The 26,535-nt window shown below is 43.8% G+C and carries 24 protein-coding genes; 10 read left to right on the top strand and 14 right to left on the bottom strand.

All coding sequences use genetic code 11. The annotated features are described in order from the left end of the window. Positions 1-100 precede the first annotated feature (100 nt). From ICC18_RS06120 to ICC18_RS06110, 3 genes are read right to left on the bottom strand one after another with little or no spacing between them, the layout of a single operon-like run. Positions 101-1,822 (bottom strand): hypothetical protein, encoded by a 1,722-nt coding sequence (locus ICC18_RS06120; RefSeq protein ID WP_188173488.1) that lies wholly within the window; start codon positions 1,820-1,822, stop codon positions 101-103. A gap of 25 nt (positions 1,823-1,847) precedes the next feature. After that, positions 1,848-3,215, bottom strand: coding sequence for an ABC transporter ATP-binding protein (locus ICC18_RS06115; RefSeq protein ID WP_188173487.1), 1,368 nt, complete (start codon positions 3,213-3,215; stop codon positions 1,848-1,850). Between the two features lie 20 nt (positions 3,216-3,235). After that, positions 3,236-4,063, bottom strand: a complete 828-nt coding sequence (locus ICC18_RS06110) for an ABC transporter permease (protein WP_223192365.1) — start codon at positions 4,061-4,063, stop codon at positions 3,236-3,238. A 249-nt stretch (positions 4,064-4,312) separates the two neighbouring features. On the opposite strand from ICC18_RS06110, the gene ICC18_RS06105 reads away from it, so the two are divergent. The 6 genes from ICC18_RS06105 (at position 4,313) to ICC18_RS06080 (ending at position 12,716) form a co-directional block, all read left to right on the top strand. After that, entirely contained in the window at positions 4,313-6,832 is a 2,520-nt protein-coding gene (locus ICC18_RS06105; protein WP_188173486.1) for an O-antigen ligase family protein, read from the top strand. Positions 6,833-6,989: 157 nt separating this feature from the next. After that, complete coding sequence (locus tag ICC18_RS06100) at positions 6,990-7,493, top strand: TRAP transporter small permease (RefSeq protein ID WP_188173485.1); 504 nt, start codon at positions 6,990-6,992, stop codon at positions 7,491-7,493. Beyond that, positions 7,490-8,788 carry a TRAP transporter large permease gene (locus ICC18_RS06095; protein WP_188173484.1) on the top strand — a complete coding sequence of 433 codons (1,299 nt, stop codon included), beginning with the start codon at positions 7,490-7,492 and terminating at the stop codon, positions 8,786-8,788. The genes ICC18_RS06100 and ICC18_RS06095 overlap by 4 nt, the downstream gene beginning before the upstream one ends. A gap of 127 nt (positions 8,789-8,915) precedes the next feature. After that, entirely contained in the window at positions 8,916-9,953 is a 1,038-nt protein-coding gene (locus ICC18_RS06090; protein ID WP_188173483.1) for a TRAP transporter substrate-binding protein, read from the top strand. A gap of 142 nt (positions 9,954-10,095) precedes the next feature. Next, complete coding sequence (locus ICC18_RS06085; RefSeq protein WP_188173482.1) at positions 10,096-11,916, top strand: sensor histidine kinase; 1,821 nt, start codon at positions 10,096-10,098, stop codon at positions 11,914-11,916. Between the two features lie 38 nt (positions 11,917-11,954). Next, positions 11,955-12,716, top strand: coding sequence for a response regulator transcription factor (locus ICC18_RS06080; protein WP_188173481.1), 762 nt, complete (start codon positions 11,955-11,957; stop codon positions 12,714-12,716). Positions 12,717-12,800: 84 nt separating this feature from the next. On the opposite strand, the gene ICC18_RS06075 is transcribed toward ICC18_RS06080, so the two are convergent. Then, positions 12,801-13,043: a hypothetical protein gene (locus ICC18_RS06075; RefSeq protein WP_188173480.1), complete on the bottom strand. Its 243-nt coding sequence runs from the start codon at positions 13,041-13,043 to the stop codon at positions 12,801-12,803. A gap of 235 nt (positions 13,044-13,278) precedes the next feature. On the opposite strand from ICC18_RS06075, the gene ICC18_RS06070 reads away from it, so the two are divergent. The 3 genes from ICC18_RS06070 to ICC18_RS06060 are packed head-to-tail and all read left to right on the top strand — an operon-like array spanning position 13,279 to position 15,351. Continuing rightward, the gene (locus tag ICC18_RS06070) at positions 13,279-13,815 is read left to right on the top strand and encodes an accessory gene regulator B family protein (protein WP_188173479.1); all 537 of its coding nucleotides are present in this window, start codon (positions 13,279-13,281) and stop codon (positions 13,813-13,815) included. Positions 13,816-13,860: 45 nt separating this feature from the next. Further along, positions 13,861-14,547 carry a CPBP family intramembrane glutamic endopeptidase gene (locus tag ICC18_RS06065; RefSeq protein ID WP_188173478.1) on the top strand — a complete coding sequence of 229 codons (687 nt, stop codon included), beginning with the start codon at positions 13,861-13,863 and terminating at the stop codon, positions 14,545-14,547. Positions 14,548-14,553: 6 nt separating this feature from the next. Further along, positions 14,554-15,351, top strand: a complete 798-nt coding sequence (locus tag ICC18_RS06060; protein WP_188173477.1) for a hypothetical protein — start codon at positions 14,554-14,556, stop codon at positions 15,349-15,351. 78 nt (positions 15,352-15,429) lie between these two features. Here the strand turns inward: ICC18_RS06060 and ICC18_RS06055 are convergent, their stop codons facing one another. The 9 genes from ICC18_RS06055 to ICC18_RS06015 all read right to left on the bottom strand — a co-directional run bounded on the left by ICC18_RS06055 (position 15,430) and on the right by ICC18_RS06015 (position 22,652). Further along, positions 15,430-15,600, bottom strand: a complete 171-nt coding sequence (locus ICC18_RS06055) for an AgrD family cyclic lactone autoinducer peptide (protein WP_188173476.1) — start codon at positions 15,598-15,600, stop codon at positions 15,430-15,432. A 238-nt stretch (positions 15,601-15,838) separates the two neighbouring features. After that, positions 15,839-17,467, bottom strand: a complete 1,629-nt coding sequence (groL, locus tag ICC18_RS06050; protein WP_188173475.1) for a chaperonin GroEL — start codon at positions 17,465-17,467, stop codon at positions 15,839-15,841. Between the two features lie 96 nt (positions 17,468-17,563). After that, entirely contained in the window at positions 17,564-17,845 is a 282-nt protein-coding gene (groES, locus tag ICC18_RS06045; protein WP_188173474.1) for a co-chaperone GroES, read from the bottom strand. Between the two features lie 229 nt (positions 17,846-18,074). Further along, positions 18,075-18,833, bottom strand: a complete 759-nt coding sequence (tatC, locus tag ICC18_RS06040; protein ID WP_188173473.1) for a twin-arginine translocase subunit TatC — start codon at positions 18,831-18,833, stop codon at positions 18,075-18,077. Between the two features lie 371 nt (positions 18,834-19,204). After that, complete coding sequence (gene tatA / locus ICC18_RS34715; RefSeq protein ID WP_188173472.1) at positions 19,205-19,588, bottom strand: twin-arginine translocase TatA/TatE family subunit; 384 nt, start codon at positions 19,586-19,588, stop codon at positions 19,205-19,207. Positions 19,589-19,971: 383 nt separating this feature from the next. After that, positions 19,972-20,982: a molybdopterin-binding protein gene (locus ICC18_RS06030; protein WP_188173471.1), complete on the bottom strand. Its 1,011-nt coding sequence runs from the start codon at positions 20,980-20,982 to the stop codon at positions 19,972-19,974. Next, positions 20,979-21,473, bottom strand: coding sequence for a molybdopterin adenylyltransferase (mog, locus tag ICC18_RS06025; RefSeq protein ID WP_188173470.1), 495 nt, complete (start codon positions 21,471-21,473; stop codon positions 20,979-20,981). Before mog ends, ICC18_RS06030 begins: the two co-directional genes overlap by 4 nt. Positions 21,474-21,515: 42 nt before the next feature. Then, positions 21,516-22,004, bottom strand: coding sequence for a cyclic pyranopterin monophosphate synthase MoaC (gene moaC, locus ICC18_RS06020; RefSeq protein ID WP_188173963.1), 489 nt, complete (start codon positions 22,002-22,004; stop codon positions 21,516-21,518). 15 nt (positions 22,005-22,019) lie between these two features. Beyond that, a complete protein-coding gene (locus ICC18_RS06015) occupies positions 22,020-22,652 on the bottom strand; it encodes a 5-formyltetrahydrofolate cyclo-ligase (protein WP_188173469.1) in 633 nt (210 codons plus the stop codon). 505 nt (positions 22,653-23,157) lie between these two features. Here ICC18_RS06015 and ICC18_RS06010 point away from each other — a divergent pair. Then, entirely contained in the window at positions 23,158-25,137 is a 1,980-nt protein-coding gene (locus ICC18_RS06010) for an ABC-F family ATP-binding cassette domain-containing protein (protein WP_188173468.1), read from the top strand. 89 nt (positions 25,138-25,226) lie between these two features. Here the strand turns inward: ICC18_RS06010 and glpX are convergent, their stop codons facing one another. Next, on the bottom strand, positions 25,227-26,195 hold the full coding sequence (gene glpX / locus ICC18_RS06005; protein ID WP_188173962.1) for a class II fructose-bisphosphatase: 969 nt from the start codon (positions 26,193-26,195) through the stop codon (positions 25,227-25,229). Positions 26,196-26,535: the final 340 nt, after the last annotated feature.

Here is a 26,535-nt window from a genome sequence, read left to right as displayed (position 1 = left end):
TGCTCCCCATTCTTTGTTTGTAAAACCATTAATGTACTTTCAGTGGTTGTTAGCAATAGACACAGCTGCAAAACTAACAATAGTACGTAGAACATTAAAATTATGACTTAGAATTGAACTTTTGCTTTATAAGGCGTAATGGAGCCATCAACTTCCAAGATTTAGATCTCAATATACTTTGAAGAGATTGTGTTTGATCGACAAATTGTTTATTTAAATACTCGTATTGCATATTTAGTCTTTCTTGCTCATTTATTAATTGCATGTTTTTAATCGCTAATTGCTCATTACTTGCAATTAATTCTTCATTTATACTCATTAAATCGGAAGTCATTTCCTGATTCTTCTTTATTGCTGATTCAAAAACATTTTTTTGCTCATCTTGTTCTTTTAGCATTTGTAATAAAAGATTACGCAATTCATCAAAGCGTGAATCTCGTTCTTCTAATAAGGTTTGTTTACGTTCCGCTTCAGTTTTAGCAGTAAATAAATTTTCCTCAAGTTGAGCTTGTTTTTCATTATTTAATTTAAGAGTATTAGTAAAATAATTGACAAAATCATCGGGGACTGCTGCTTTTAAGTTTAACGTTATTTCTAATATCATGTCTTCCGCATAAACATAACTTTCATTATTTATCCAAATCTGAGGATCGTTGGATAGACAAACATAATCGAGTGTATTGAATGAATCGAGTTTGTGCATCCCAATACTACTAGTGATATATTCAAGCTGGTTGTTGCTATTGATGCACCATAATAATTCTCTATTGTTTGATTTCATCTCAATAGATTTCATTTGTATAACACAAGGAAAACTAGTGGGATCTATTCGAATATACTTTCCGTTTTTTGGTATCGAAAAACTATAAGTTCTTGTGTTGTTCAACCGGGTAATTGTTATACGTTCTGAATCTTCTTCTGTAAATTCCCCCTCAGTTTCTGACCAAAAAACCTGAATAAAACCGCTATTAGTTTGCTGAAATAAAAAAGCCGAAATTTCGCTATATAATGTGAATAAACTGCCAATCTTTGAGTTAAAAGATTGGGTATTCAGCGTCTCTTGTTTGTTAATAATAGCACAGCAATTTTCAAAAGTTTCTTTGACAATAGTAGGCGCATTATTAAGAGCTGCTAAATTAGATTGGCTATGTCTTAGCTGTGGCTTAATTAAAGATTTCATTTCATGATTTAAATGTTCTTGGTTTTGTGGCCAATCAATCTCTAGCTTTCCAGCTATTTCATTTAAATTGGAATGCCAATTTTCCAAAAAACCATCATACGTTACCATTACTCTTGGATATTGCTGCGTCCAATAAAGCGCTGATAAAGTGTAAAGAGTCCAGATGCCATAAGAGTAATCAAGATGAAACCCATCTCGCTTTTTCAAAGAATTAGCAACGTCTAGCGGGTGTCTTAAACAAATAATAAAATTAATCTCTATATTAAGTTCTTTAAGTATTTCTAACCATAAAGGCAAAAGCACACACGTTCGAGGATCTTTCCATCCCCAGAGGTCACTTGACCCAAAATCGCGTTGTATAATTGCAATTAATCTTTGTTTAAATTGATTAACACCACTTTCATTCCACCAATTATTGGGAAGTACATGCGGGGAGTGCCATGATACATTAAAATATTCAAGAATATCTTCATGAATCTGAACAATCTCTGAATGCTCCCAAAAACCTTCGGGATTATCGTTTCCAGCAGGCATCAAAACATGCTCTGGTCCAAGATTAACCCCTAATAAATTAACACAACGTGTGATAAATGAGGTTCCGCTTCTATGCATTCCTAAAATGCATATTGCTCTTTTCTTCATGTTGTCCTCCACAGCTTAAAAGTTATTAACTAATCTCTGTATACTCTGAAGAGATGGAAAAGTCTACGATACCAGTCATTAAAGCCTCTTCTTCATATAATATTTTAAAAACAGCTAAATCAATTTTACGTTCTAAATACACTTCGCCTTCTTCTGTTATGCCTACTACTCCACCATTCAAAAAATAAGTTCCTGCATTAAGTCTAGGAACAAACATGAAATCAATTTGAAACACTTGACCGATTATGACTTGAGGAATGCCTTGCCCCTGAAGAGCCGTAGCCGCTCCTCCTAATTCTAACCCTGTAGCAGGCTTTAACATCATTCCAAATCTAACATTCTCAGATGATTTATGGAATTTGACAAAATATCTCCATACATATTTTTCTCCAGATATTAGCAAATTAACCTTCTCGCCACTCAAAGTTAGAATCTGAGGATCAAAAATTTCTACACCTCTGGATTCATAATGAACTGAATCATGGACTTTTAACTCGGGGTCATACATAGCCTGGTTTTTTGCGGAATTTTTTCTTGAAGAGTTACTTAATTCTTCTCGCCCATTAATAACATTACTGGAAACAACAACTTCTTTGATTGTTTCATTTGCGTTCAAGTTTTTAATTTCTTTGCGCATACTATCTTTTTTAGATGCAGGAGCATAAATAAATTTCTGATACAAGTTAACAATTCTTTTACTTCTGCCAACGATCAAACATTCCCCTGAATCCATTAATACTGCGCGGTCACACAACTCGATAATAGATCCCCCTGAATGTGATACAAATAGAATTGTTCCGCCCTGTTTTTTAAACTCATCGATTTTAGCGAAACATTTTCGTTGAAATAATTCGTCGCCAACAGACAAGGCTTCATCAACAATTAATATCTCTTTTGGGATGAGTGCCTGAACAGCAAAGGCCAAGCGAACGTACATGCCGCTTGAATATGTCTTTACTGGTTGTTCAATAAAATCACCAATGTCCGCAAAGGATGCTATGTCATCAAATAATTTGTCTATTTGTATTCTATCTAAACCAAGTATCGCACCATTCATATATACATTTTCGCGCCCAGTAAAATCCGGGTTGAACCCACTTCCTAGTTCAAGTAATGCTGCTACTTTCCCACTAACCTCAATGTGTCCAGATGTTGGCGTTAAAGTACCTGCTATCATCTGCAACAAGGTACTTTTACCACTTCCATTCCTCCCTATAATACCAACAGTTTCACCTTTCATAATATCTAAAGAAACATTATTTACGGCAGTGAACTCTTTGTAATATTGTCGTCTTCCTCTAAAAAAACTTTGTTTCAAACGATCCAGTGGCTTGTCATATACTTTATATGTCTTTATTACATTTTGTATCGAAATTACTGGTTTACTTTCCATATTCCCCTCCAAAATGAACATCAAAGTACGTCCGAAAAGCCTTTTCTAGTTTTTTCAAACCAGGCATATCCACATACAAAAAATAATAGCCCGATAAACATACCAGATGCTAACCAACTCCATTGAGGCATCTGTCCCCACACCAATATCCTACGAACATCTTCAATAACATAACCAAAAGGATTTATATAATATAAAATTTTAAGTTGTTCAGGAACAATAGATACTGGATAAAAAATAGGACTGAGTAGCATTAAGGCAGAAATTGCTGTGCCCACAAACTGAGTTATATCCCTCATAAAAACTCCTAACGATGAAAAAAACCACCCTAGACCAAGTGTTAAAAGCACTAACGGTAATAACACTAAAGGTAAGAAAAGAGCAGTCCATTGTAATGTGTGCATAAGCAATACCAAGGCTGAAATTAAAATCAGAAAATTTATGGATGATTGCATCAAAGCTGATAGTAAAATCGTGACTGGAAGAATTTCCAATGGAAATACAACTTTTTTCACATAATTAGTATGATTTAGTATTAATCCAGGCGCTCTACCAATCACCTCTGCAAATATATTGAATGCATTTAATCCACAAAAAAGCAGCAAAGCAAACTCGACCTTACTTTCGGTGCCGCTAGACCATTTAGATTTAAAGACTTCACTAAATACAAATGTATAGATTACTAGCATAAGGAGAGGATTGATGAAAGACCATAGTATTCCTAAATAAGAGCCCTTATAGCGTGCTAATAGATCCCTTTTTGCAAATTGTAATATTAGTTCTTTTTTCTTAAATAATTGTAAAAAAATATGAATTGGATTAAATAGTAGCAACTTTTCTCTCATCATAAATGCCCCATCTGCAGAGTATAGTCAAACTTAATTTAGAGAATATTGAAAATTCCAAGTATTACTTATATAAATTAGCGATCGGTTTCCATCACAAACCCTAAGTAAATAAACCAAGTAATTCTTTTTGAAGTCTTTTCTTCAATGCTACAATAGTTTTAACACTGTTACTTGAGACTTCCATTTGTCCGCACTCCCCCACTATGCTAAAATTAAACTCGAACTTTAGCGAAGAAGGAGACTGTTTTCATGAGTGCAAGTAGAAATACGTATGCGGCTTCGCGAGCGAAAGCGAACGGGACGATATCAACCGAGAAAGGCTCGGTCATTTTTTGGATACTTACTAGTTTTGTTGGCCTGTTCCTGTTCTGGGCCCCGTTTCAGCGGGCATTATTTAATGGTGGTAATTACGACTTCGAAAGATCGATTTACTCAGCATCGGTATGGTCTTCAATCATTTTGTTACTAATCGCCATCTTTGCTTTTTTTGTTTATAAGCTCAAAGAGCAAAAAGATGTGCTGACCTTTTTAGTCATGCTTATGCCGCTGACGTACGTTTTCTCATTAACCAATGCAGCATCTCACTATATGGCAACAAATATGGTATACATCCAGATGCTGTATGCAACCTTCTTCATTTTAGGCGTATTTCTGACAAAAAACAAGCTAGGTACGTCGATTGCTGCCGGATTACTTCTAATATCTGGATATGTGATTGTTATTTTCGGTCTCTTGTATTGGCTAGGCAACGGAAACTTTGCCGGCCACTTAGTGAGCTGGTTTGCTCTTATGGACGGAAACAATCCATACCATTACCGCGACGCAGTGATGACAGACGCCAACGGCCTTCGTCTCACATCCGTCTTCCAATATGCTAACACATATGCAGCCTTTCTGATTATGTTATTTCTTGGTTCTTTGTTCTTTATTGTGAAGTCACTTAAATGGTATTCTGTTCTTCCTCATGCACTGATGATGGTTCCAATGATCGTGTCCTTCTGGCTCACATTGTCTCGTGGTGCTCTTGTTGTAATTCCAGTCATTTTCTTAATTATACTTTTTTTCCTATCAATCAGCCGTCAGATTTTGTCGTTAATTCAGCTTGGACTGGCTTTTGCTGCTTCCCTGGTGATTCTACAAAAAATCACGAATATCGGTACAGAATTGCAGAAGCAACCTAGTGCTTCTTTATCTTGGAACGGCTGGTCGATCTTGCTGCTAGCTTCTGTAGTTTTAGCAGTGGTTGCTATCGTTATTCAGCACTTCGGTGCACCACGGTTAGAGCGTATTACAGCTCGTTTCGCGGGCAAAAAATTTACTAACTTCGTATTGCCTGTTGCAGCTATAGTAATCGGCCTCCTAGGAGCTACACTTTTGCTAAGCGATACAGGTCTCAAAAATATTCTCCCAGAGAACGTTAAGACTCGTCTAGAAAATATCAATTTCCAACAGCACAGTGTGCTGGAGCGTGGAACTTTCTATAAGGATGCTGTAAAGCTATGGTCCGACTACCCGATTATCGGGGCTGGCGGCGGCGCATGGGCAGCCTTGTATGAGAAGTACCAAAACAACCCTTATACAAGTCGTCAAGCTCATAACTTTGCTCTTCAATATCTAGTTGAAGCTGGTGCACTAGGATTCCTGGCATTTATCGGATTCGTTATCGCTGTTATGGTCTTCTATATCCGTAGTTTTATAAAAAGTTCAGAAGAAAAAAGGGATATGCATTTCCTCTTCTTCATTGTAACGATCTCACTGCTCGTCCACAGTATGATTGACTTTGACTTAAGCTATGTATATCTGGGTGCTGTTCTGTTCCTTGCACTTGGTGGAATGTTATCGAGCAGTTCATCCGCTCCACTTCGTATTAAATCCGAATCACTTGCTCTGCATAAAGCTTTTCCAGCGCTGCTGGCCGTACTTTCTATCGTGATGTTCTATATTTCAGCACAGCTTGTCTCTGCGAATAGTTCATTTAAACAAACGCTTGAAGTTGTGAAAAAAAGTCAAGATTATAACGCCATTGTTGCTCCATTGGACAAGGCCATCTCGCTGCATCCTGCTCACCCTGACTATTTGTTGACTGGGCAGATTAGCCGTATCGGGATCCTTCTTCAAGTTTACAATCAAATGAAAACGCAAGACCCGTCGAAAGCTGAAGAATTTTTCAATCAGGCACAGGATTTATTAAATCAATTACTTAAAAAAGAGCCTCATAATAGAATGGTAGCTTTGCAGCAGTTGAATATGCTGCTCATCAAAGGAAAGCAGCAAGAAGCATTAGATTGGTCTAACGCTCAAATACCTAACTATCCATGGTATATCGATCTCTATGAGAAGAGCATTTCGTTAAATATTGAACTCGCGAATCAAGCGAGAGAAAAGAATAATGCTGCTGAATTCAATCAAAGATTGGACAACGTACTAACAGTTTACAAAGATGTTCAACAAAGGATCGAGTCTTTGAAAAACTTACCTAAAGGTCAGCTGCAAGGACGGGAGTTCGCTGTAACACCTGGCATCGCGCTAAATGTTGGACAAGTATCCTATATGCGCGGCGATTATGCGGCTGCAGCAACCATGATTAAACCGTATATCACCGATCAATTCGATGATCAAACGAACCGCTTGCTTGCCAGATGGTATCTAGCTGCTATGCAGAAGCAAGGAAGCACGGATCAACCTCTTTTTGATAAGCTAATTGCTAAAGATCCGAACGAAAAGCAAATCATTGACTCCATCGCTGCTACTAACTTTCAATTGAAATAGTTTAAACTGGGTGCCACTGTGATGTGGCATCTTTTTTATATCCCAATCCAAAAATACTACAAATAATCCTAAAACCAACACCATTCACATCACCAAAGAAAGCCCTTACAATAAGTATAGATATAACATGACATCTACAAAAGGAGGCGAAACTAACATGAAGGTGATAAAAAGACTCGCCTTGTCCATCGATTCCATATTCGAATGGTTCTCGTTGACCGCGCTTACATCGATGACTTTGATCGTTATTATTCAGGTCATTACCAGAAAGCTTTTTAACTTCGTGTTTTTCTGGTCTGAAGAGGTAACGTTACTCCTGATGGTATGGTTTTCTTTTATGGGAATCGCCATCGGATTTAGAGAGAAACTGCACATTGCTACAGATTCATTCACGAATCGTTTTGGAAAGCGCTTTAATCAAATTTGGGACAAAGTTATTGCTCTGGTCGTTTTTGGATTTGGTCTCTACCTCGTAATTAACGGTTGGCAGTTTACTATCGATCAGTACGAGACTACACTTCCAGCTACGGGCTTAACCAACAGCCTTTATTACTTGGTAATGCCAATCACTGGCATCATGATTTGCGTTTACAGCGCATTAAGCTTACTCGGTATTGAAACCATTCGTCACCGAGGCTTGGGAGAGGAGTTTGGCGAATGAGCACAATAGCTATTGCAACCATGATTTTAACGGTAAGTTTTATTGTCATGTTAATTTTAAGATTTCCTATTGCCCTTACGATAGCGGGCTCCACGCTGCTAACGATCATCTATCTGGATATCCCATGGATTGTTGTTGGACAACGTATGGTCAAAGGAATGGATTCTTACAGCTTGCTCGCGATTCCTTTTTTCATCTTGGCAGGTCAAATCATGAGTGAAGGCGGTTTGGCTACCAGACTGATTAATATGGCTCAGCTGTTTGTCGGGGCTATTCGCGGAGGGCTTGGTCTTGTTACCTGTATTGCCTGTATGTTCTTTGGCAGCATTTCGGGTTCAGCGGCTGCTGATGCTTCCTCGATCGGATCTGTCTTAATTCCGGCAATGAAGAAAAAAGGATACAAACCGGAGTTTACAGTTGGTTTAACTTCCGCTGCTGCCATACAAGGTGTCGTTATGCCGCCAAGTCATAACATGATCTTATATTCTCTGGCGGCCGGCGGCGTATCGGTATCCGCATTATTTCTAGCCGGGATCATCCCCTGCTTGATCTTGCTTGCGGCATTGATGACAACAGCATTCATCATCGCAAAAAAAAATAATTTTCCCAAAGGAGATCCTATCCCGTTCAGCGAGATCCCCAAAATATTACGTGAAGGCTTCCTTGCCATGTTGACAGGTGTCATCATTCTAGGCGGTATTTTTTCCGGATGGTTTACAGCAACCGAAGCAGGGGCTATTGCCTGTTTGTACGCCTTTATTTTAACATTCTTTGTTTATAAGGATGTACCTTTATCCCATTGCGTAGTTATTTTAAAGAAAACGTTCCGTACGGTTGCGATGGTTCTCTTCTTGATCGCCGCTTCTGATGCATTTGGTTGGATTCTGGCCTACTTGAAGGTACCTGCTATGGTTACTGATCTTTTCTTAGGCATAACCGATAACCCGTATATCATTTTGCTTCTGATTAATATCCTCCTCTTGATCCTTGGCGCACCGATGGATATGGCTCCACTAATCTTGATTATGACGCCAATTTTATATCCGGTTGTTACTAGTCTTGGCATGGATCCGGTTCATTTTGGAGTGGTCATGATTCTTAACCTTGGGATTGGATTATTGACACCGCCCGTTGGAACGGTTCTCTTTGTCGGATGTGCGATTGGCAACGTGTCGGTAGATAAAGGCAGCCGGGCAATGATGCCTTTCTTCTTTGCCATGATTGGCGTCTTATTCTTAATCACCTATGTCCCGGATATTGTCATGTGGCTGCCAAATATGTTTTTAGATAAGTGATCATGGGAATTATAGTCACAGCAAAAAAACCTAAAAATTTTACAAAAAGGTCAAAAGAAAGTATATAAACTTGTAAAGCGCTTTCATTTATAATCAATTTGAAGTAAACATTAAGGGGGATTTCAAAGTGAAAAAAAGCTATAAATTAACCGTAAGCGCTTTATCTTTAGTTCTTGTTGCAGGCTCTCTATTGGCAGGCTGCGGCAAAAAAGAGAATACAGCTGCTCCTCAAGGCGGAACAGCTGCCGACGCCAAGAAGCCTACCTATACGTTCCGTCTTGCCGAAACGCATCCTCCTGACTATCCGACAACGCTTGGCGATAAGAAATTTGCTGAGCTAGTGAAAGAACGTTCCGGTGGACGTATTAAAATTGATGTATTTCCTTCTGCTCAGCTAGGCGAAGAAAAAGCAGTCATTGAACAAGTGCAATTAGGCGCTATTGAGTTCACTCGGGTAAGCACTGGGTCAATGGCTGGATTCAATAAGGATTACGGCGTATTCAGTCTGCCTTATATTTTCGACAATGAAGCGCATATGTGGAAATTTTTGCAGGGTGCTGAAGGCGAGAAACTGTTAGACAGCCTGCAAGCTTCCAAAATGAAGGGTTTATCCTACTTCGAGCCAGGCGCACGCAGCTTCTACACGAAAAAGCCTGTTACAAAACTTGAGGATCTGAAAGGTATGAAGATCCGGGTCATTCAAAACCAAGTCAACGTAGATATTATGAAAGCCTTAAACGTTAATGCCACACCGATGGCTTATGGCGAAGTTTTCAGTTCCCTCCAAACAGGCGTCATCGATGGAGCAGAGAACAATTATCCGAGCTATTATTCCTCGAAACATTACGAAGTAGCGAAGAACTACCTGCTCGATCAGCATCAAAGAGTTCCTGAAGTTCTTTTGGCAAGTAAAGCGACTTGGGATAAGCTGTCTGACGAAGACAAGAAGATTGTGAAGCAAGCAGCTCTAGACTCGGTTCAATACCAGCGGGATGAGTGGAAAAAATATGAACAGGATTCCGAAGCTAAAGTAAAAGCTGCCGGGGCTGTCATTACACAAGTGGCAGATATTAAACCATGGCAGGAAGCTGTCAAGCCGGTTATTGATAAATACCGCCCTGAATATAAAGCGGTGCTTGATGCGATTGATGCAGCCAAGAAATAAACGAATGTAACTGAGGAGGCTCTGAAATTCAGAGCCTCTTTTGCTGTGATACCCTCCCGCGATTGCTTGCGAGACACAAATGAACTATAATTCCGTGGGTAGAATCTGTTCATCCGAGTAGAAAAGGAGGATATTGAAAGGTATGCTTAAGAAGTTGCTTCGTCTTCTATTACTTAGGGATCAGCCGTTCACCGTTAAACTTCTTGTATATTCGGCGCTATTAGTTGTCGTTCCTATGCTGACGGTCGGGTATTTTTCTTATGTTCGTTCCTCCGAAGTATTAGAAGAAGAGGCTAAGCAGTCCAGCCTACAAATTATCCAGCAGGTCAAAACACATGTTGAGTATTATGTAAGAGATTTTGAGTTTTCTACCCTAAAGATTGTGAACCACCCTGACACGCAAAAATTAATGGCCATGAGCACACTGGAAGAAATCCAGCAAAGCGGCATTCGGGCATCCATTCAGCAACTTTTGCATAATGAGGCCTATTCCAGGGGTGATATTACGGGTATCACCATTATTTTGGATGACCTTCAAATTATTGATACGACCGGTTTAAACAAGTCCACTCCAATTGATGAAATCGTTAAGGAATATTGGTATAACGACGTGCCTTCTGACGGCTCACCCATCCTCATCAGCAGAATGATAAAGCTTCAGGATCGGAATGAACCTGTCATATCGATCGTTAAACGCATAATAAGTCCCAGAACCTTGAAGCCAATCGGTATGATTATTACAGATGTGAATTTTAAGCGCCTTCAAGAAATAGCGGACATGGTCACCATTGGACGGACAGGATACATGAGCATCCTGGATACTAAGGGTCATTATGTTTATCATCACGACCTTTCACTCTTGGGGGAACCATCCGGTTTTAAGGAAATAGCTCTCTTTGACGATCCACCCAGCGGCTCCTATACCATCGAGAAACCCAATCGTGAGCTTTTGACATACAGCCATTCATCGGCTCTGGGATGGACTCTGCTTACTCTTGTACCTTATAAAGAGCTTACACGCGGGGTAGGATATATAGGACAGACAATCCTATGGGTAACCTCCATCACCCTCATTGCAGCCTATCTCATCGGGTTCACGTTCGCATCCAGCCTTATTCGACCTATCCGGAATCTTCAACATTATATGAAAAGAATTGAAATCGGCGATTTCAATGCAAAAATTAAGGTGGAGTCCAAGGATGAGATCGGACTGCTTTCCCATGGGTTTAATCGAATGGTCGTACATCTTAACCAACTCATCGAAGAAATTTATTACTCTAAGCTCAAAGAATCCGAGATGAATCTGCGCCAAAAGGAAACTGAGCTAAGAGTATTGCAATCTCAAATCAACCCGCATTTTCTCTATAACGCTTTAGAGACAATGCGCGGTATAGCCTTGGAAAAGGATATGGATGATCTCGCGGAAATGAGCTCCTCTTTATCCCGATTGTTTCGGTATAATCTCAAAGAATCTTCTCTAACCGTCACGCTAAAAGATGAGATAAGCGTATGCGAGCTTTATCTGCGGATTCAACAATTCCGCTTTGAGGAACGATTGAATTATGAATTTCTGCTTCCAAACGATCTTTTGAACCAAACGATTGTCAAATTCTCCTTACAGCCGATTATAGAAAATTGTATTCATCATGCCGTTGAACCCGGCATCAAGCGAACGTTAATAACCGTCAGCGCTTTTATCGAAAATGAACAGTCCTGTATCCTGCAAATTTCAGACGATGGACCTGGAATTTCCCCCGATGCGCTTGAACATATTCGGTACGACCTGAAGCACAAAGACATTACGGCAGGAGGCTCGCATATCGGCCTGCTTAATGTGCATCGCCGAATCGAGTATTTGTACGGTGAGGGATACGGAGTACAAGTGGATAGCAGATTCGGTGAAGGTACTACAATAAAAGTCAGACTTCCGTTAGGGGAAACCCCTGCCCCAGACCCCGGGTAAACAGACCATTATTCAAAAGGCAGGTGAAAGACCAGCTTATGTATAAGATACTATTAATGGATGATGAACGGTGGGTTAGAACTTCGGTGAAAAAAGTCATTGAGCGTACACAGCTTCCTTTTACCGTTGTTCATGAAGCCCCTAACGGCTTAGAAGCATTGGACTGGCTTAAAGGGAACACGGTCGATTTGGCCATCACCGATGTCAACATGCCTGTCATGGACGGGTTGCAATTTATCCGTGCATTGAGCCAACTGAACCTGCCTATCGAGACCATTATTTTTAGCGGTCATGATGACTTCCAATACGCCCAGCAGGCCATGCGGCTTGGGGCGAGAGATTATTTAGTAAAGCCTGTTCTTGTTGAAGATATGGCCGCTTGCTTACAGCGGCTTGCCAACTATCTGGAAAATAAAAAAAAGCAGTCTCAATTGACGAGAACTGCTGTTCTAACCACTGACTTTACTACGGAACCAAAGGAACTTTCAGCTGTTGAGCAAGTCATGGCGTACGTTAAGGATAAACTTCCCGGGGAAGTAACTCTTCAAGAAGCCGCGGCTAAAGTGCATCTGAATCCGAGTTACTTGAGTCATCTGTTTAAGCAGCAGACAAAAATCAACTTTATTGATTATGTCATGAAACAACGTATGGAGGAAGCCAAGAAGCTCCTCAGTACCACGGCTTTGAGTATTTCTAATATTGCCGATCGCCTGGGCTATAATGATCTATCCTATTTCAGCAATACCTTTAAAAAATATGTCGGCCAGTCCCCATCTGAATATCGGAAGGAACTCTCGTGATGACCTCTTGCTAGTCGTTTGTCGATGCTTAGTCATAATCCCCCTGTTCTGAATCATACCGTTCCGGAACAGGGGATTCTAGCGCTACCTCCTCATATGCCCCTGATGCGGATGCCCGCCGCAATACTCATCCTTCTCACTACACGTATACACATGCTCATACACGGGCACACAGTGATGCCTGTTAATAATCTCAATCGGATGCACGACCTGAACACGCTGCGGGTGGTAATGGTCTCTTACGACGCGTTGTGGCTCCATCATAATGGGGTCCGCCGGGGGACATCGGAAATTGCCTTGATAGGGTTGATTTGCTTGGTAAGCCATGGTTGGGGTCACTCCTTTATAGGTTTGTGTTAATATACGTTTATCCCTAGTCCAAAGAATGTACCATTGCCTAATCGGTGCATATTTGGGCTATTCTGGGAGTAATCTTGGCTATATATCCAAGCAGGTCGGTAAATGCAAGGCGATTGTACAAAAAGATGTTGAAATTTTTGGTATAATGGTTTATGTATTAGTTAGTGCAGGTGGATTTTATTAGAGGAGGCGATATAAAACGATGCTAGTCAATGATATTGCCGAGAAGATTGCAATTTCTATACATAACAATTCGACACAGCCATCGTCTTCCGTGAACGTCATGAAGCATGCATTGATCAACCTGCTGAATTACATCATTATTGTTTCGATTGTCGAGGTTATTTGTATCATCACGGGTGATTTCTTGTACTCGCTTATTCCGCTAATTGCCTTCCCGGTTTTGCGCTATTTTTCAGGTGGATTGCATCTGAAGCATCCTAATGCTTGCAATGTTCTTACAAGCGTTTTCATGCTTGCATCGGTATATGTACCGATTGAGTTTTGGTACGCAGGTATTGTACTCAATGCAATTGCCCTGTGGATTACTCTTCTGAGGGCTCCGACCAATATTAGTCGCTTTACGAAGAATCAATATCCTGCCTTGAAAATTGCTGCCGCGTGCGTGATCGGGATCAATTTTTTCATTCAATCTCCTATGTTGGCCGTTATCTTTTTCCTGCAAGCCTTAACCCTATTAAAAAGTCTGCAAAAAACTGCCGACCGATACGGGTTTTAGACTTAGACATAAAGGAGCAGTTCTAACCAGGGTGGTTAACGCCAAATGAATGTAGTATCGGTCATCCTTATTGTCATGTTTCCATTGCTCGGTTATTTTTATTATAAAAATTTATCCAAGCTGGGGAAAATTAAATTTTATTATCATCTGATCGGCTGGTATTGGGCTCTTACGGCAATTCTTTATGCACTTAATAAGGATTCTAACATATTGACAATTGAAAAAATGCATGCTCCATTTGTTGTAGAAATATGCATGTGGACCGGGATTATCGTCTGGTTGATTTCCGAGAGTTTACCGGTCGTGTTGGCTTTAACCAGTGCTCAGTATCGGGCTATGGTGAAGCGAGAAGTCATCTTGAATGACTCCATGCCGCTGACATTAAGTGAGCGAAGAGTGTTTACTTTTGTTGCCTTAACGATAGGTATTTGTGAAGAAGTAATGTGGCGAGGATGGCTTCCTTCTCTGTTGCAAGATTTTTCATTGCCTTTATGGCTCAGCTTTGTTATAGCGGGTATTGCTTTTGGATTGGGGCATTTCTTACAGGGGTTGAAAGGCATTATGAATAGCTTGATTTTCAGTGTTGTGGCGACTTTCGTCTTCCTGCTGAGCGGGAGCTTGCTAATCCCAATCATTCTACATATCCTTTACGACTACAGACTTGTCTTAACAGGAGTTATTATTTCAGGGAAGAATGACCCTCAAGTAGAGGCAGTACATCATAAGGAGTAACGTCATATGAGCTTTTTAGAGGTTTTATGGATGATTTTCACATCGAGTATCACCTTTTATGCAATTGTAGTACTCACTTTTACTTTGTTCCAAATCCCGCTTAGGAAATCGCATGTTTTTACAGGAAAAGGTTTTTTCGAGGATACGATTTATGATGTGAAAATTATCGTACTTGTATTGTCCATGGCCATCACGAATTATTATACGAGAGAAGTCTTGAATAGCCCTATTTTTTTAATACTGACAGTTATTATTTTCACGTCTCTGTTGGTTTTGTTTAGAAGATATCCTCTCTTATATGCTTTCATAGTGGCCGCGACGGGTTATATTCTTTCGGGTACGATTGACATGTTAGTGACTCTATCAGGTGTAACCCTGGGATTTACCAATGAATCTCTTCTGCGTACAGACATCGTGCATTATACGGTGGCACACATTATGGTCGCCTTAATCTTGTTAATACTAAGCTGGGTTATTCGAAAATTAGGCATCAACTTATCACTAATCACAAGAAGATTTGTAGGCAAGCAAGCCTTCAAACGCAAAAACTTCATCTGGATGGTTGTATTATTAATCAGCCTTGTCTATATGGAAGTTACCGTGTTTGGTTTGGATACTCCGTCCTTACATATATGGATATTCATCGGAATGGTTGCACTTCTGGTAGCTAGTCTCATTCACGCGTATATCCGAAATAAAGAACATGTTCAAGCCAGGTATGGGGCATTCGAAACTTCATCTCAATCTATGGAACAATTCCTCAAGTACGTTGAGGAAGCGAAAAAAATGAATGAAAATAAATAGCTCTTCTTATCACAAAGGAGTCTTCCGCATAGTCTATTTTAATGACTAGAGGAAGGCTCCTTTTGGGTTCTTCATGAATCATACGCGTGCAGTCTTGACGGCTTTACGCGCCATATATTCGCGTTTGTATTGTTCTAATTCTTCCGGAAGCTCTTGCTCGTAGCATCCCCAGATACATCCGGTTATCGCTTGCCTGCGAGCGATTGCTGTTAACACGCGATTGGCAACATTGGCGAGTAGTCTTTTCATAGTTACACCCCCTTTCCATTGTCACTTGAGGTCAATGATTGGAGTCATGATCTATTTCTAAGACAGGTTCGAAGTGTTGTCACAATTTGTACACAAGAAAATTTTAACAGAAAATCAATAGAACTACAATACAATTTTACTAGTTTATTAGACCTTTCGACCTAAAAAAGTGAAGAGGTGTCTCCATCACTCAATGAAGAATGATGGAGACACCTCTTACTTACGATATGATGTAAAATTACATCATGCCGCCCATTCCACCCATGCCGCCCATGTCAGGCATACCTGGTTTATCTTTTTCAGGCTTGTCGGCGATGACAGCCTCAGTTGTCAGGAACATTGCCGCTACGGAAGCTGCGTTTTGCAGCGCGGAGCGAGTTACTTTAGCAGGGTCAACGATACCTGCGTCGAACATGTTTACCCACTCGCCGGTAGCTGCGTTGTAGCCGATGCCGACTTTTTCGCCTTTCAAGCGCTCAACGATTACGGAGCCTTCTTGACCAGCGTTAGCTGCGATTGTGCGAACCGGCTCTTCCAGAGCGCGCAGGATGATGTTTACGCCTGTTTGCTCGTCGCCTACAGCAGATACCTTAGCTACAGCATTGAATACGTTCACGAGGGCTGTACCACCGCCAGAAACGATACCTTCTTCAACCGCTGCGCGAGTTGCGTTCAGAGCATCTTCGATGCGCAGTTTGCGCTCTTTCAACTCAGTTTCAGTCGCTGCGCCAACTTTGATTACGGCTACGCCGCCAGCAAGTTTAGCCAGACGCTCTTGAAGTTTTTCTTTATCGAAATCGGAAGTTGTTTCTTCGAGTTGGGAACGGATTTGCGTGATGCGTGCGCCGATGTCTTTTTTGTCGCCAGCGCCGTCCACGATGATTGTGTTTTCTTTGGTTACGCGAACTTGACGCGCGCTACCCAGTTGATCAGGAGTTGTGGATTTCAGCTCCAATCCAAGCTCTTCAGTAATCACTTGACCGCCAGTCAGAGCAGCGATGTCGCCGAGCATAGCTTTACGACGGTCGCCGAAGCCAGGAGCTTTAACAGCTACGCAAGTGAATGTACCGCGAAGTTTGTTTACAACCAAAGTTGCTTGAGCTTCACCTTCAACATCTTCAGCGATGATCAGAAGTTGTTTACCGGATTGAACCACTTTTTCAAGAACAGGCAAGATTTCTTGGATGTTCGAGATTTTCTTGTCAGTGATCAGGATGTACGGGTTGTCGAGGACAGCTTCCATTTTATCCGTGTCAGTGATCATGTAAGGAGAAGTGTAACCGCGGTCGAATTGCATACCTTCTACAACTTCGAGCTCAGTAGCGAATCCTTTGGATTCTTCAACCGTGATAACGCCGTCGTTGCCTACTTTTTCCATAGCTTCAGCAATCAGTTGGCCAACTTCATCGTCAGCAGCGGAGATGGAAGCTACTTGAGCGATGGATTGTTTGCCTTCGATTGGCTTCGCGATAACTTTCAGCTCTTCAACAGCTGCTTTAACCGCTTTGTCGATACCTTTGCGGATAACCATTGGGTTAGCGCCTGCAGTAACGTTTTTCAGACCTTCGCGTATAATCGCTTGAGCCAGAACTGTTGCTGTTGTCGTACCGTCACCGGCTACATCGTTAGTTTTAGTTGCAACTTCTTTAACGAGTTGAGCGCCCATGTTTTCGAAAGCATCTTCAAGCTCGATTTCTTTTGCAATCGTAACACCGTCGTTAGTGATCAACGGGCTGCCGAATTTTTTCTCAAGAACTACGTTGCGGCCTTTAGGACCAAGGGTTACTTTAACGGCATTCGCCAAAGCATCAACCCCGCGAAGCATAGCGCGGCGTGCGTCTTCACTGAACTTAATATCTTTTGCCATGATAAGGAAACCTCCTCGAAATGATTAATTGTACATACTAAGTAATAAAACGGAAAAGCTAAGTATACGTTCGAATTGATCTATAGGCCTGCTAAATTAGGCTAATACAGCGAGAATATCGCTTTCGCGCAAGATCAACAGTTCGCGGCCTTCGTATTTCACTTCAGTTCCAGCGTATTTGGAGAAAATGATGCGGTCGCCTTCTTGAACTTCCAGCGGAACGCGTACTCCGTCTTTAATAGCGCCTGCGCCAACAGCTAATACTTTACCTTCTTGCGGTTTTTCTTTAGCTGAATCCGGCAGCACGATACCGCTCGCAGTTGTCTCCTCTTTCGCAATGGCTTCAATGACTACGCGATCACCTAACGGTCTGATCATGGAAAATAGCCTCCTTTAGAAATTGGTAATGGGGTGTGTATGCGCGTTAGCACTCAAACGTCTTTAGTGCTAACAACAATTCTTATGATAATCAAAACGGAAAGTTTTTGCAAGTCCTTTTACACATTTTTCAATCTTTTGGGCACCCCCCTCATTCTACCCAAATGAAATGTAAATATTCCGCTGTTCAAAAGAAAAACAGCCTGCGGTAATGTGCAGACTGTTTTTATCATTTAGGGCCAAATTCCCGTTCCCATTCGGCATCTTTCAACAATTGCTTGCGATAAATAAATCCCGACAAAAAGACACTAAATTCGTACAAAATGATGAGCGGAACCGACACCAAAATCGCTGAAATCGCATCTGGCGGTGTAATAACCGTAGCCAAAATAACCATGAGCATATAGGCATAACGTCTGAATTTGTGTAATCGCTTAGGGTTAAGCAGGCGGATTTTGGTCAAAAACATCACCACGATCGGCATCTCGAAAACGACCGCCAATGGGATAATGATGTTGAACATAAAGGAAAAATATTGCGCAGCCCCGTACAACTCTGTAATTTCAAGGCTTTTGCTTATGGATGAAGTAAAGAAAAAAGCCATCGGAAAAACGACAAAATAACCGAAAGCGATACCTAGCAAAAACAAGAAGAAAGCGGCTGGGATATAAATGATAGAGGCTTTCTGCTCGACTTCACGTAATCCCGGCTTCACGAAAGCCCAAATATGATAAAGCGCGACAGGCAGCGTGATGAGTATGCCCACCGCCAAACCGAAGTTCATATACAACCGCAACGCATCCCAAGGCGAAAAGACATTCCAGCCAATATCATCCGCTGGAGGGATGTTTTTCAAATAGCGGATAATCGGTTTGGCGCAGATGAGCCCTCCTGCCATGCCGATAATTAATGCGATTAATATCCACATTATTCGCTTGCGAAGCTCGCCAAGATGCTCCACCAGCGACATTTCTTCGTTCGTTGTCATGTTTCACCAACCTAATATAGGGATCTTTGAGCGGAGCTCAAAGTCTCTCCTCTTCCGGGATCTTTGAGCGGAGCTCAAAGTCTCTCCTCTTCCGGGATCTTTGAGCGGAGCTCAAAGTCTCTCCTCTTAAGTGAATCGAATAACTAGTTGATCATCAATTTAATAGGAAAAACTACATCTAAATAATTACTGATATCTACATGGAGTAAAATAACAGGAATTCTTCCTGCTAAATGAGTGAAATTCACTTCAACTTCCCCAATTCCGTAATATTAACGGGAAATATTCCATGTAAATGCCAAAATACAGGAGACACAGGCAAAATTAGATGGAGCTTTTACATGTAAATGAGTAATACTTCATAGCATCAATTAATCCGGTAGGCGCCGCGGATTGCTTGGCGGCGCTGGCGCCGGTGCGGGGGCTGCCGGCTCCTCAGCCGCAATAGCCGCTGCAGGACTTCCGGCTGCTTGCTCCGCAGCTTCAGCAGCTACAGGACTCCTGCCTGCTTGCTCTGCAGCCGGCGCAGCAACAGGCACCGCCGCGCTTTGCGCAGGCGATGTCGGGTTCGCCGGCGTCTCAGCCGCCGGCGGAGTCGGGTTCACGTCGCTCAGCAGATCGCGCGTGCCCTTCTTGAACTCGCTGATTGTGCGCCCCAGCGCACGTCCGAGTTCTGGCAGCTTCTGCGGGCCGAACAGCAGAAGAGCTATGATCCCGATCAATAAAATTTCGGTGAAGCCGATATTTTGAAACATGGGTTTTCATCTCCATTGGTTTGTAGCTTTCAATTTATACATACATCAATCAAGAACCATTGTATTTATTACAGAAGATCGATGAAATCTCGCATATTCTGCGGATTTCACTGTAAATCGTGCAATGAAATGAGGGAAAAACCGCTTGAAGACGCTCATTTCATACAATCTATTGTAGAAAATACAATGAATTAGAGTGAATCAGTCTATTAACAGGAAAGTCATTGTATGAAATACAACAAAGTATAGGGGAATCGGCGTATTTCGGCTTGTTTTAGCATGCTAATGTATTTCGTACATTATTTCCCGGGAAAACCTGCCGAATTTCGTCAAAGATACAGGAACGATTTGCAGCTAGGAGCACGTTCCATGTCAAATACCGGCTAACACTGATAAAACCCGCCATAGCCCATCTCCGTAATGTCGCTGCGCACAATTTCTTCCCCTGCGCAAATGCGCGGGAGAAGCACATCAAAGGACGTATACGGGTCGTGCATCACGCAACCCGGCAAGCCCATGATCGGCACGTCGCCCAGATAGCCGATCATTAGCATCGAGCCCGGCAGCATCGGCGTGCCGTAGCTGACCACGCGGGCGCCGGCCTGCTTGATCGCGCCCGGCGTGCGGTCATCCGGGTCCACGGACATGCCGCCCGTGACCAGGATCAAATCCACGCCAAGCTCCAGCAGCGCGTGGATCTCGCGAACAATCGCTTCGCTGTCATCCGACACGAAGCGCTGGTCCACCACCTCGGAGCCGAGCTGCGCGACCTTCTCCTTCACGACAGGGCCAAATTTATCCTTGATTCGGCCCTTAAATACCTCACTGCCCGTCGTAATCACGCCGACGCGCAGCTTCCGGAACGGCTTCACTTCGACCAAAACCGTGCCTTCCGCCTGCAGCTCAGCCGCCACACGCTCAACTTCCGCGATCTTCGACTCCTCCACGATCAGCGGAATAACGCGAGTGCCAACGAGCGGAGCGCCGGCTCCAACGACGGTATTCGTGCGCACCGTCGACATCACGATCTGATCCATCCCGTTCACACGGTCGATGAATGCCCGATCGATCTTGACCAGCCCGTGAATCGCCGACTTCACGTTCACTTTGCCTTCATGGGGCTCAGTGAGCACCACATTATCGCCTTTCACAGCTTGCGCCATACGAAGTGCGGCCTCATCCTCATGCAGATAGCCATCCTGCAGCTCCATTACATAAATATGCTCTTTGCCGATGCTGAGCAGCGCGGGAATATCCGCTTCCGTAATTTGGTGGCCTTTGCGGAATAACCGCCCTTTGAACTCTCCGGGCAAAATTTGCGTAAGATCATGCGGCAATATCATGCCGATCGCATCTTCCACTTTAACCTCGCGAAGCATCGATTCAGGTTTCATGGCCCGTGATCACCTTCTTTGCCGGTGAGGATACCGAGCGCATGCGGAAGCTGATCAATAATTGCCATCAAATTTTCCTGAACACCCTTCGGGCTACCAGGCAGATTGATAATCAGAGTACGTCCGCGAATACCGGACACCGCGCGCGAAAGCATCGCTTTCGGCGTCTTTTGCATCGATATCATGCGCATCGCTTCAGCGAAACCCGGAGCCACACGATCGATCACGTTAAGCGTAGCCTCCGGCGTCACATCTCTGGGAGCCAGTCCCGTTCCGCCAGTGGTCAAGATCAAGTCTGCCTGATAGTAATCGGTCATCTCAATTAATGAAGCCATAATTTCATCCATCTCATCCGGAACGACCCGGTACTCGATGATCTCGCCTTGAATCTCCTCTTCAACCAGCTCGCGGATTACCTGAGCGCTCGTATCTTCTCTCTCTCCCCGGTAACCGCGGTCACTGGCCGTCAAAATCGCAACTTTCCAGCGCATCCATGTCACCTCTCCCTTGTAGTGATTGAGATAACCCATTATTTACGGTTCATTTCTTTGAAAATCTCCGTTTTTCCCGCCTGTTTTGGTCATTAACATCGTAGAACTGATGACCATATCCTTCTGAACGGCTTTGCACATGTCATAGACGGTTAAAGCAGTTGCAGATACGGCTGTCAGAGCCTCCATCTCGACTCCGGTCAGCCCCGTCGTACGAACAGTCGCTTCTATGTATAGCTCATTGCTGCCATTATCACTAAACTGAATATCAATCCCCGTCAGCGCAATCGGATGACACATGGGGATCCAGTCGGACGTTTTCTTGGCGGCCATAATGCCGGCCACTTGGGCTACGGCGAGGACGTCGCCTTTTTTCATTTTCCCCTGCTTGATAAGATCAAGGGTTTCATTATTCATGATCAAAGTAGCACGAGCGGTCGCAGTGCGCTTCGTTTCTGTTTTCTCCGAAATGTCCACCATCCGTGCTCGTCCCTGCTCATTGAAATGGGTCAATTGGGGGGAATCTTTCAGCGCACTCACCTCTCTCTAAGATAATTCGGATTTAAAAATCAGTTTACTCTCCGTGATCAAACCGTCCACCCGAAAATCATGCCAGGATGAAGGCACCCCGGGTATCAATTGCAAATCAAATGCTGCCGCAACCGACAAAGGTCTCTTTAGCCCGCGTGCTGCAAACAATTGCATGAAGCGGTCATAATATCCGCCGCCATACCCAAGCCTCCCGAAATCCATGTCAAAGGCAAGCCCAGGTACTAAAATCATCGAGATTCGCGATAAATCGAGCTCGACCGGCACATCACTTCGAGGTTCCCGAATTCCATAGGCGCCGGTATCCAGATCTTCATAGCTGTTTACGACATGTAAATCCATCGTTTTCGTTTCGGTTACAACTTTCGGCAACAACACGCGAATTCCCTGCTGCCAACTCCATTCCATGAACGGTGCAACGTCAGGTTCTGATCGAATCGGCATATAAGTCAGTACCGTTGGTGGATGGGGATTTTGCACATGCGCGTCCCCAAGCAGCCGCTCAGTGCTAAGCTTGACCATTCTTTCATGGATGCTCTGCTGTTTATTTTTACGTTCGTCAGGCGATAAGGAGGCGCGTTTCGCTTCCATCTCCTTACGCAATTCGATTTTCCGCTCTCGGATGTTCATTGATGCTCAGCCCTTCCCTAACGAGGAGTGGTTTCCCCCATTTTAACATAAACAAGGAAAAAAACTATACTCGCACCGCTGGCCCCAGCCGAAAGCGCGCCACGACAGGGAAATGGTCGGAAACAGAGGTTTATACCGTCCATGCCGGTTGTGATTTTTGCAAATTTATAAAAAGATGATCAATCACTGCCTCATCTTGAAAAGTGGAAATCAATCCGGTATACATTTACTTTACCATCTAAACCTTTACCATGGTGAATATTAAATGTCATGAGTGTGAAGGATTCGGGAGTAACATTCCCATTCAGTACTAGTGCAGCAGGGGTCCGGGGTATCCCATTCCTCTGCATCATCCTCGAAGCCCCCATTCGTACCTATTCCGGCAAAATAAAGCATACGACGCTGGTGCGCATGGTGTATACTAATGAATTGATGGGATTTTTCAGGAGCCTGGAAGGCGATCTTTGCAGGTTCTTTCATTAAAAAGCAGGAGGTAGCAGGTCAGATGCTATTGCAAGTTTCTAATCTTTCAAAAAGCTATGGAGTCCGCTCCATTCTCTCGAATATAACGTTACAAATTGAAAACAGGGAACGCATCGGTTTGGTTGGCGTGAACGGTGCAGGTAAATCGACATTATTGCAAATTATCGCGGGTGAGATGTCCTACGATAGCGGAGATATCTTCAAAGCGAAAGAAACGAAAATCGGCTACTTGCGGCAAAACAGCGGCTTGCATACGGACAAGTCCATTTGGAATGAGCTGCTTGGCGTGTTCACATCGCTGCTGGATACGGAAAAAGAGCTTCGCGAGCTTGAAGCCCAAATGGCTGATCCGAAGCTCGCCGGGGATGAGAAAAAATACGAAGCGACGATGAACCGTTACGCCCAGAAGTCAGAATGGTTCAAGGAGCAAGGCGGCTACGAAATCGAGGCTAAAATTCGCGGTATTCTCCATGGGATGGGCTTCGGCCAATTCCCGCCGGAAACACCGGTTCAAACGTTGAGCGGGGGGCAAAAAACAAGGCTGGCACTGGCAAAAATGCTGCTGGAAGAACCCGATTTGCTCATGCTCGATGAGCCGACGAACCATCTGGACATTCCGACGCTAACGTGGCTTGAAGGTTATTTGCGCGGATATCCCGGCGCTATTCTGGTTGTGTCCCATGACCGTTATTTCCTTGACGCGCTGGTAACTTCCATTTATGAAATTGAACGCAACGCCTCTAAGCGCTATACCGGCAACTATTCACGTTTCATCGAGATCAAAGAGGCAAATTATGAGATTGAAATGAAGCAGTATGAAAAGCAGCAGGAGGAGATTGCGAAGCTGGAGGATTTCGTTCAGCGCAACATCGTCCGTGCCTCCACAACAAAGAGAGCGCAAAGCCGCCGCAAACAGCTTGAGAAAATGGATCGGCTCGACAAGCCGATGGGCGATTTGAAACGGGCTTCGTTTTCATTTGAAATTGAGCAGACGTCCGGGAAAGAAGTGCTGCAGGTCGACGGTTTAGCACTCTCCTACGATGGAAAGAAACGTCTGCTTGAAGATATCTCTTTCCAATTGCGGCGTTCGGAAACTGCCGCGCTCATCGGACCGAACGGTGTCGGCAAATCGACGCTGCTCAAAAGTTTGATTGGCCAGCACCAGCAAGACGCCGGCAGCTTCAAATGGGGAGCGAACGTAACCATCGGCTACTACGATCAAGAACAGACAGGGCTCACCCCATCGAACACCGTTCTGGAAGAAGTGTGGAACACGTATCCCCATCTGGAGGAAGCGCGCATTCGTACTGTGCTCGGCAGTTTCTTATTCAGCGGCGAAGATGTGTTTAAAAAAGTAGCCTCCCTTAGCGGCGGCGAGAAGGCCCGTGTTGCTTTGGCGAAGCTGATGCTGCAAAAAGCCAACGTACTCATTCTCGATGAGCCGACGAACCATCTCGATCTGTACAGTAAAGAAGTGCTGGAATCCGCGCTGATGGATTATGAAGGCACGCTGTTGTTCATCTCGCATGACCGCTACTTCCTCAATAAAATGGCGGAAAGCATGCTGGAGCTTCGTCCTAATGGCGTCACCAGCTATTTAGGCAATTACGACGACTATGTGGAGAAAAAAGCCGAGCTTGCGGAGATGGAGACGAAGCGTCTCGCTAAAGAGGCGGAGAAAAAAGCCGGCTCTGGCGCAGGTACAGCGGGAGTCCATGCGAAGAGCGAACAAGCCGGCGGGACTGGCAGCGCAAGCGGAACAGGCAGCTATGAGGCGGATAAGCTGGCGAAGCGCGAAGAGCGCAACCGACAGCGAAAAATCGAACAGTTGGAGCAGGATATCGCCCGGCTGGAAGACGAGGTGTCCGCACTGGAGGCAGAACTGGCAGATCCAGATGTGTACAATGACTATATGCTTGTGCAGGAGAAGAGCGCTGCTGTTGAACAGAAGAAGAACGAGCTCGCGGCTTGCTATGAGGAGTGGGAAACGCTGCTCGCTTAGGAAGATGCGTTAAATCTTGCGCTTCGAAAAACAAAAAACGCTTGGCCGTAAACTTCGGCCAAGCGTTTTTTGCATTTGCATCACTTCAGTTAAATCGTATCGAGAAATGGTTTATTCGGCAAGAAATGACTTGTTCGGATATACCGGATCGTTTTGGTTTTTGCCCGCATGACGATCGAGTATGTCTCAGCGCGATGTCCAGGCAAATAAAGCACCCCGCCTAAAAAATCGCCTGGCGTTATGCCGGTTGCCGCAAAAATGACGTCGCCGTCCCCGACCATTTCTTCCATTGATAATATTTTTAACGGATCTTTAAGCCCCATTTGTCGGCAACGTTCCTCTTCTTCCGGAGAAGACGGAAGCAATCGGCCCTGAATTTCACCGCCGAGACATGATAATGCCGCTGCTGCAAGCACTCCCTCCGGCGCGCCTCCTGAGCCTACGTAGAGATCAACCCCAGACTCCGGGAAGGCCGGCGCCATCGCTCCGGCAACGTCGCCGTCGCTGATCTGTTTGATGCGCACCCCGACGCTTCGCAGCGTTTCCATATGAGCGGCATGCCTTTCCCGAGCCAAAATGGAAACCGTTAACTCCGATATGGATTTATTTAAAATTTGCGCTGCTTTCAGCAATGTCGTCTCTAGCGGCTCAGATAATCGGAGACGTCCTTTTAATTGAGGTCCGCAAGCCAGTTTCTCCATATAAATATCCGGAGCATGAAGCAAATTCCCTTTGCTAGCAACTGCGACAACAGCGAGTGCATTATTGATTCCCTTAGCTACAAGCTCTGTTCCTTCCAATGGATCGACGGCAATGTCAACTTCCGGCCCTTCCTGATTACCTACTTGCTCCCCAATATACAGCATGGGAGCCTCGTCCATCTCGCCTTCTCCGATGACCACCGTGCCTTTGATGGATACCGAGTCGAACATCGCTCTCATTGCCGAAGTAGCAGCACCGTCTGCACTATTCTTATCGCCTCTGCCCATCCATTTTGCCGCTCCCAATGCGGCAAGCTCAGTGACCCTGACGATTTCTAAGGCAAGTTCTCTCTCGATAGGAAACCCCTCCTTTTGATAACTACCCTGAGAATAACATCAAAAGCTAGCAAGGACAATATGGTTTGTTTGTACGGGTAGATGCCGCATGCGCATACGCTTCCGTTAGACTTGTGGACAACTCTAGCCAAAAAATCAAGATACCCACAAAAATAACGAGCTTTCGTAAACCCATCTCCATTCCCCCGACGTTTTTGCCTATAGCATTTTCATCGAATGGGAACCTACCCACTGCAGGATTCTTCCGAAAATTTACGGGAGATCATTTTCTCACTTATTCACTTATCCACATCGTTATCCACATAAAAAGAGAGGCATAATCTGCCTCTCTTTCAGCCTT

The organism is Paenibacillus sedimenti, assembly GCF_014534655.1.
Taxonomy (GTDB): Bacteria; Bacillota; Bacilli; order Paenibacillales; family NBRC-103111; genus Paenibacillus_E; species Paenibacillus_E sedimenti.
The sequence above is the reverse complement of the archived record's forward strand: the minus strand, read 5'-3'. Positions and strand labels throughout refer to the sequence as shown.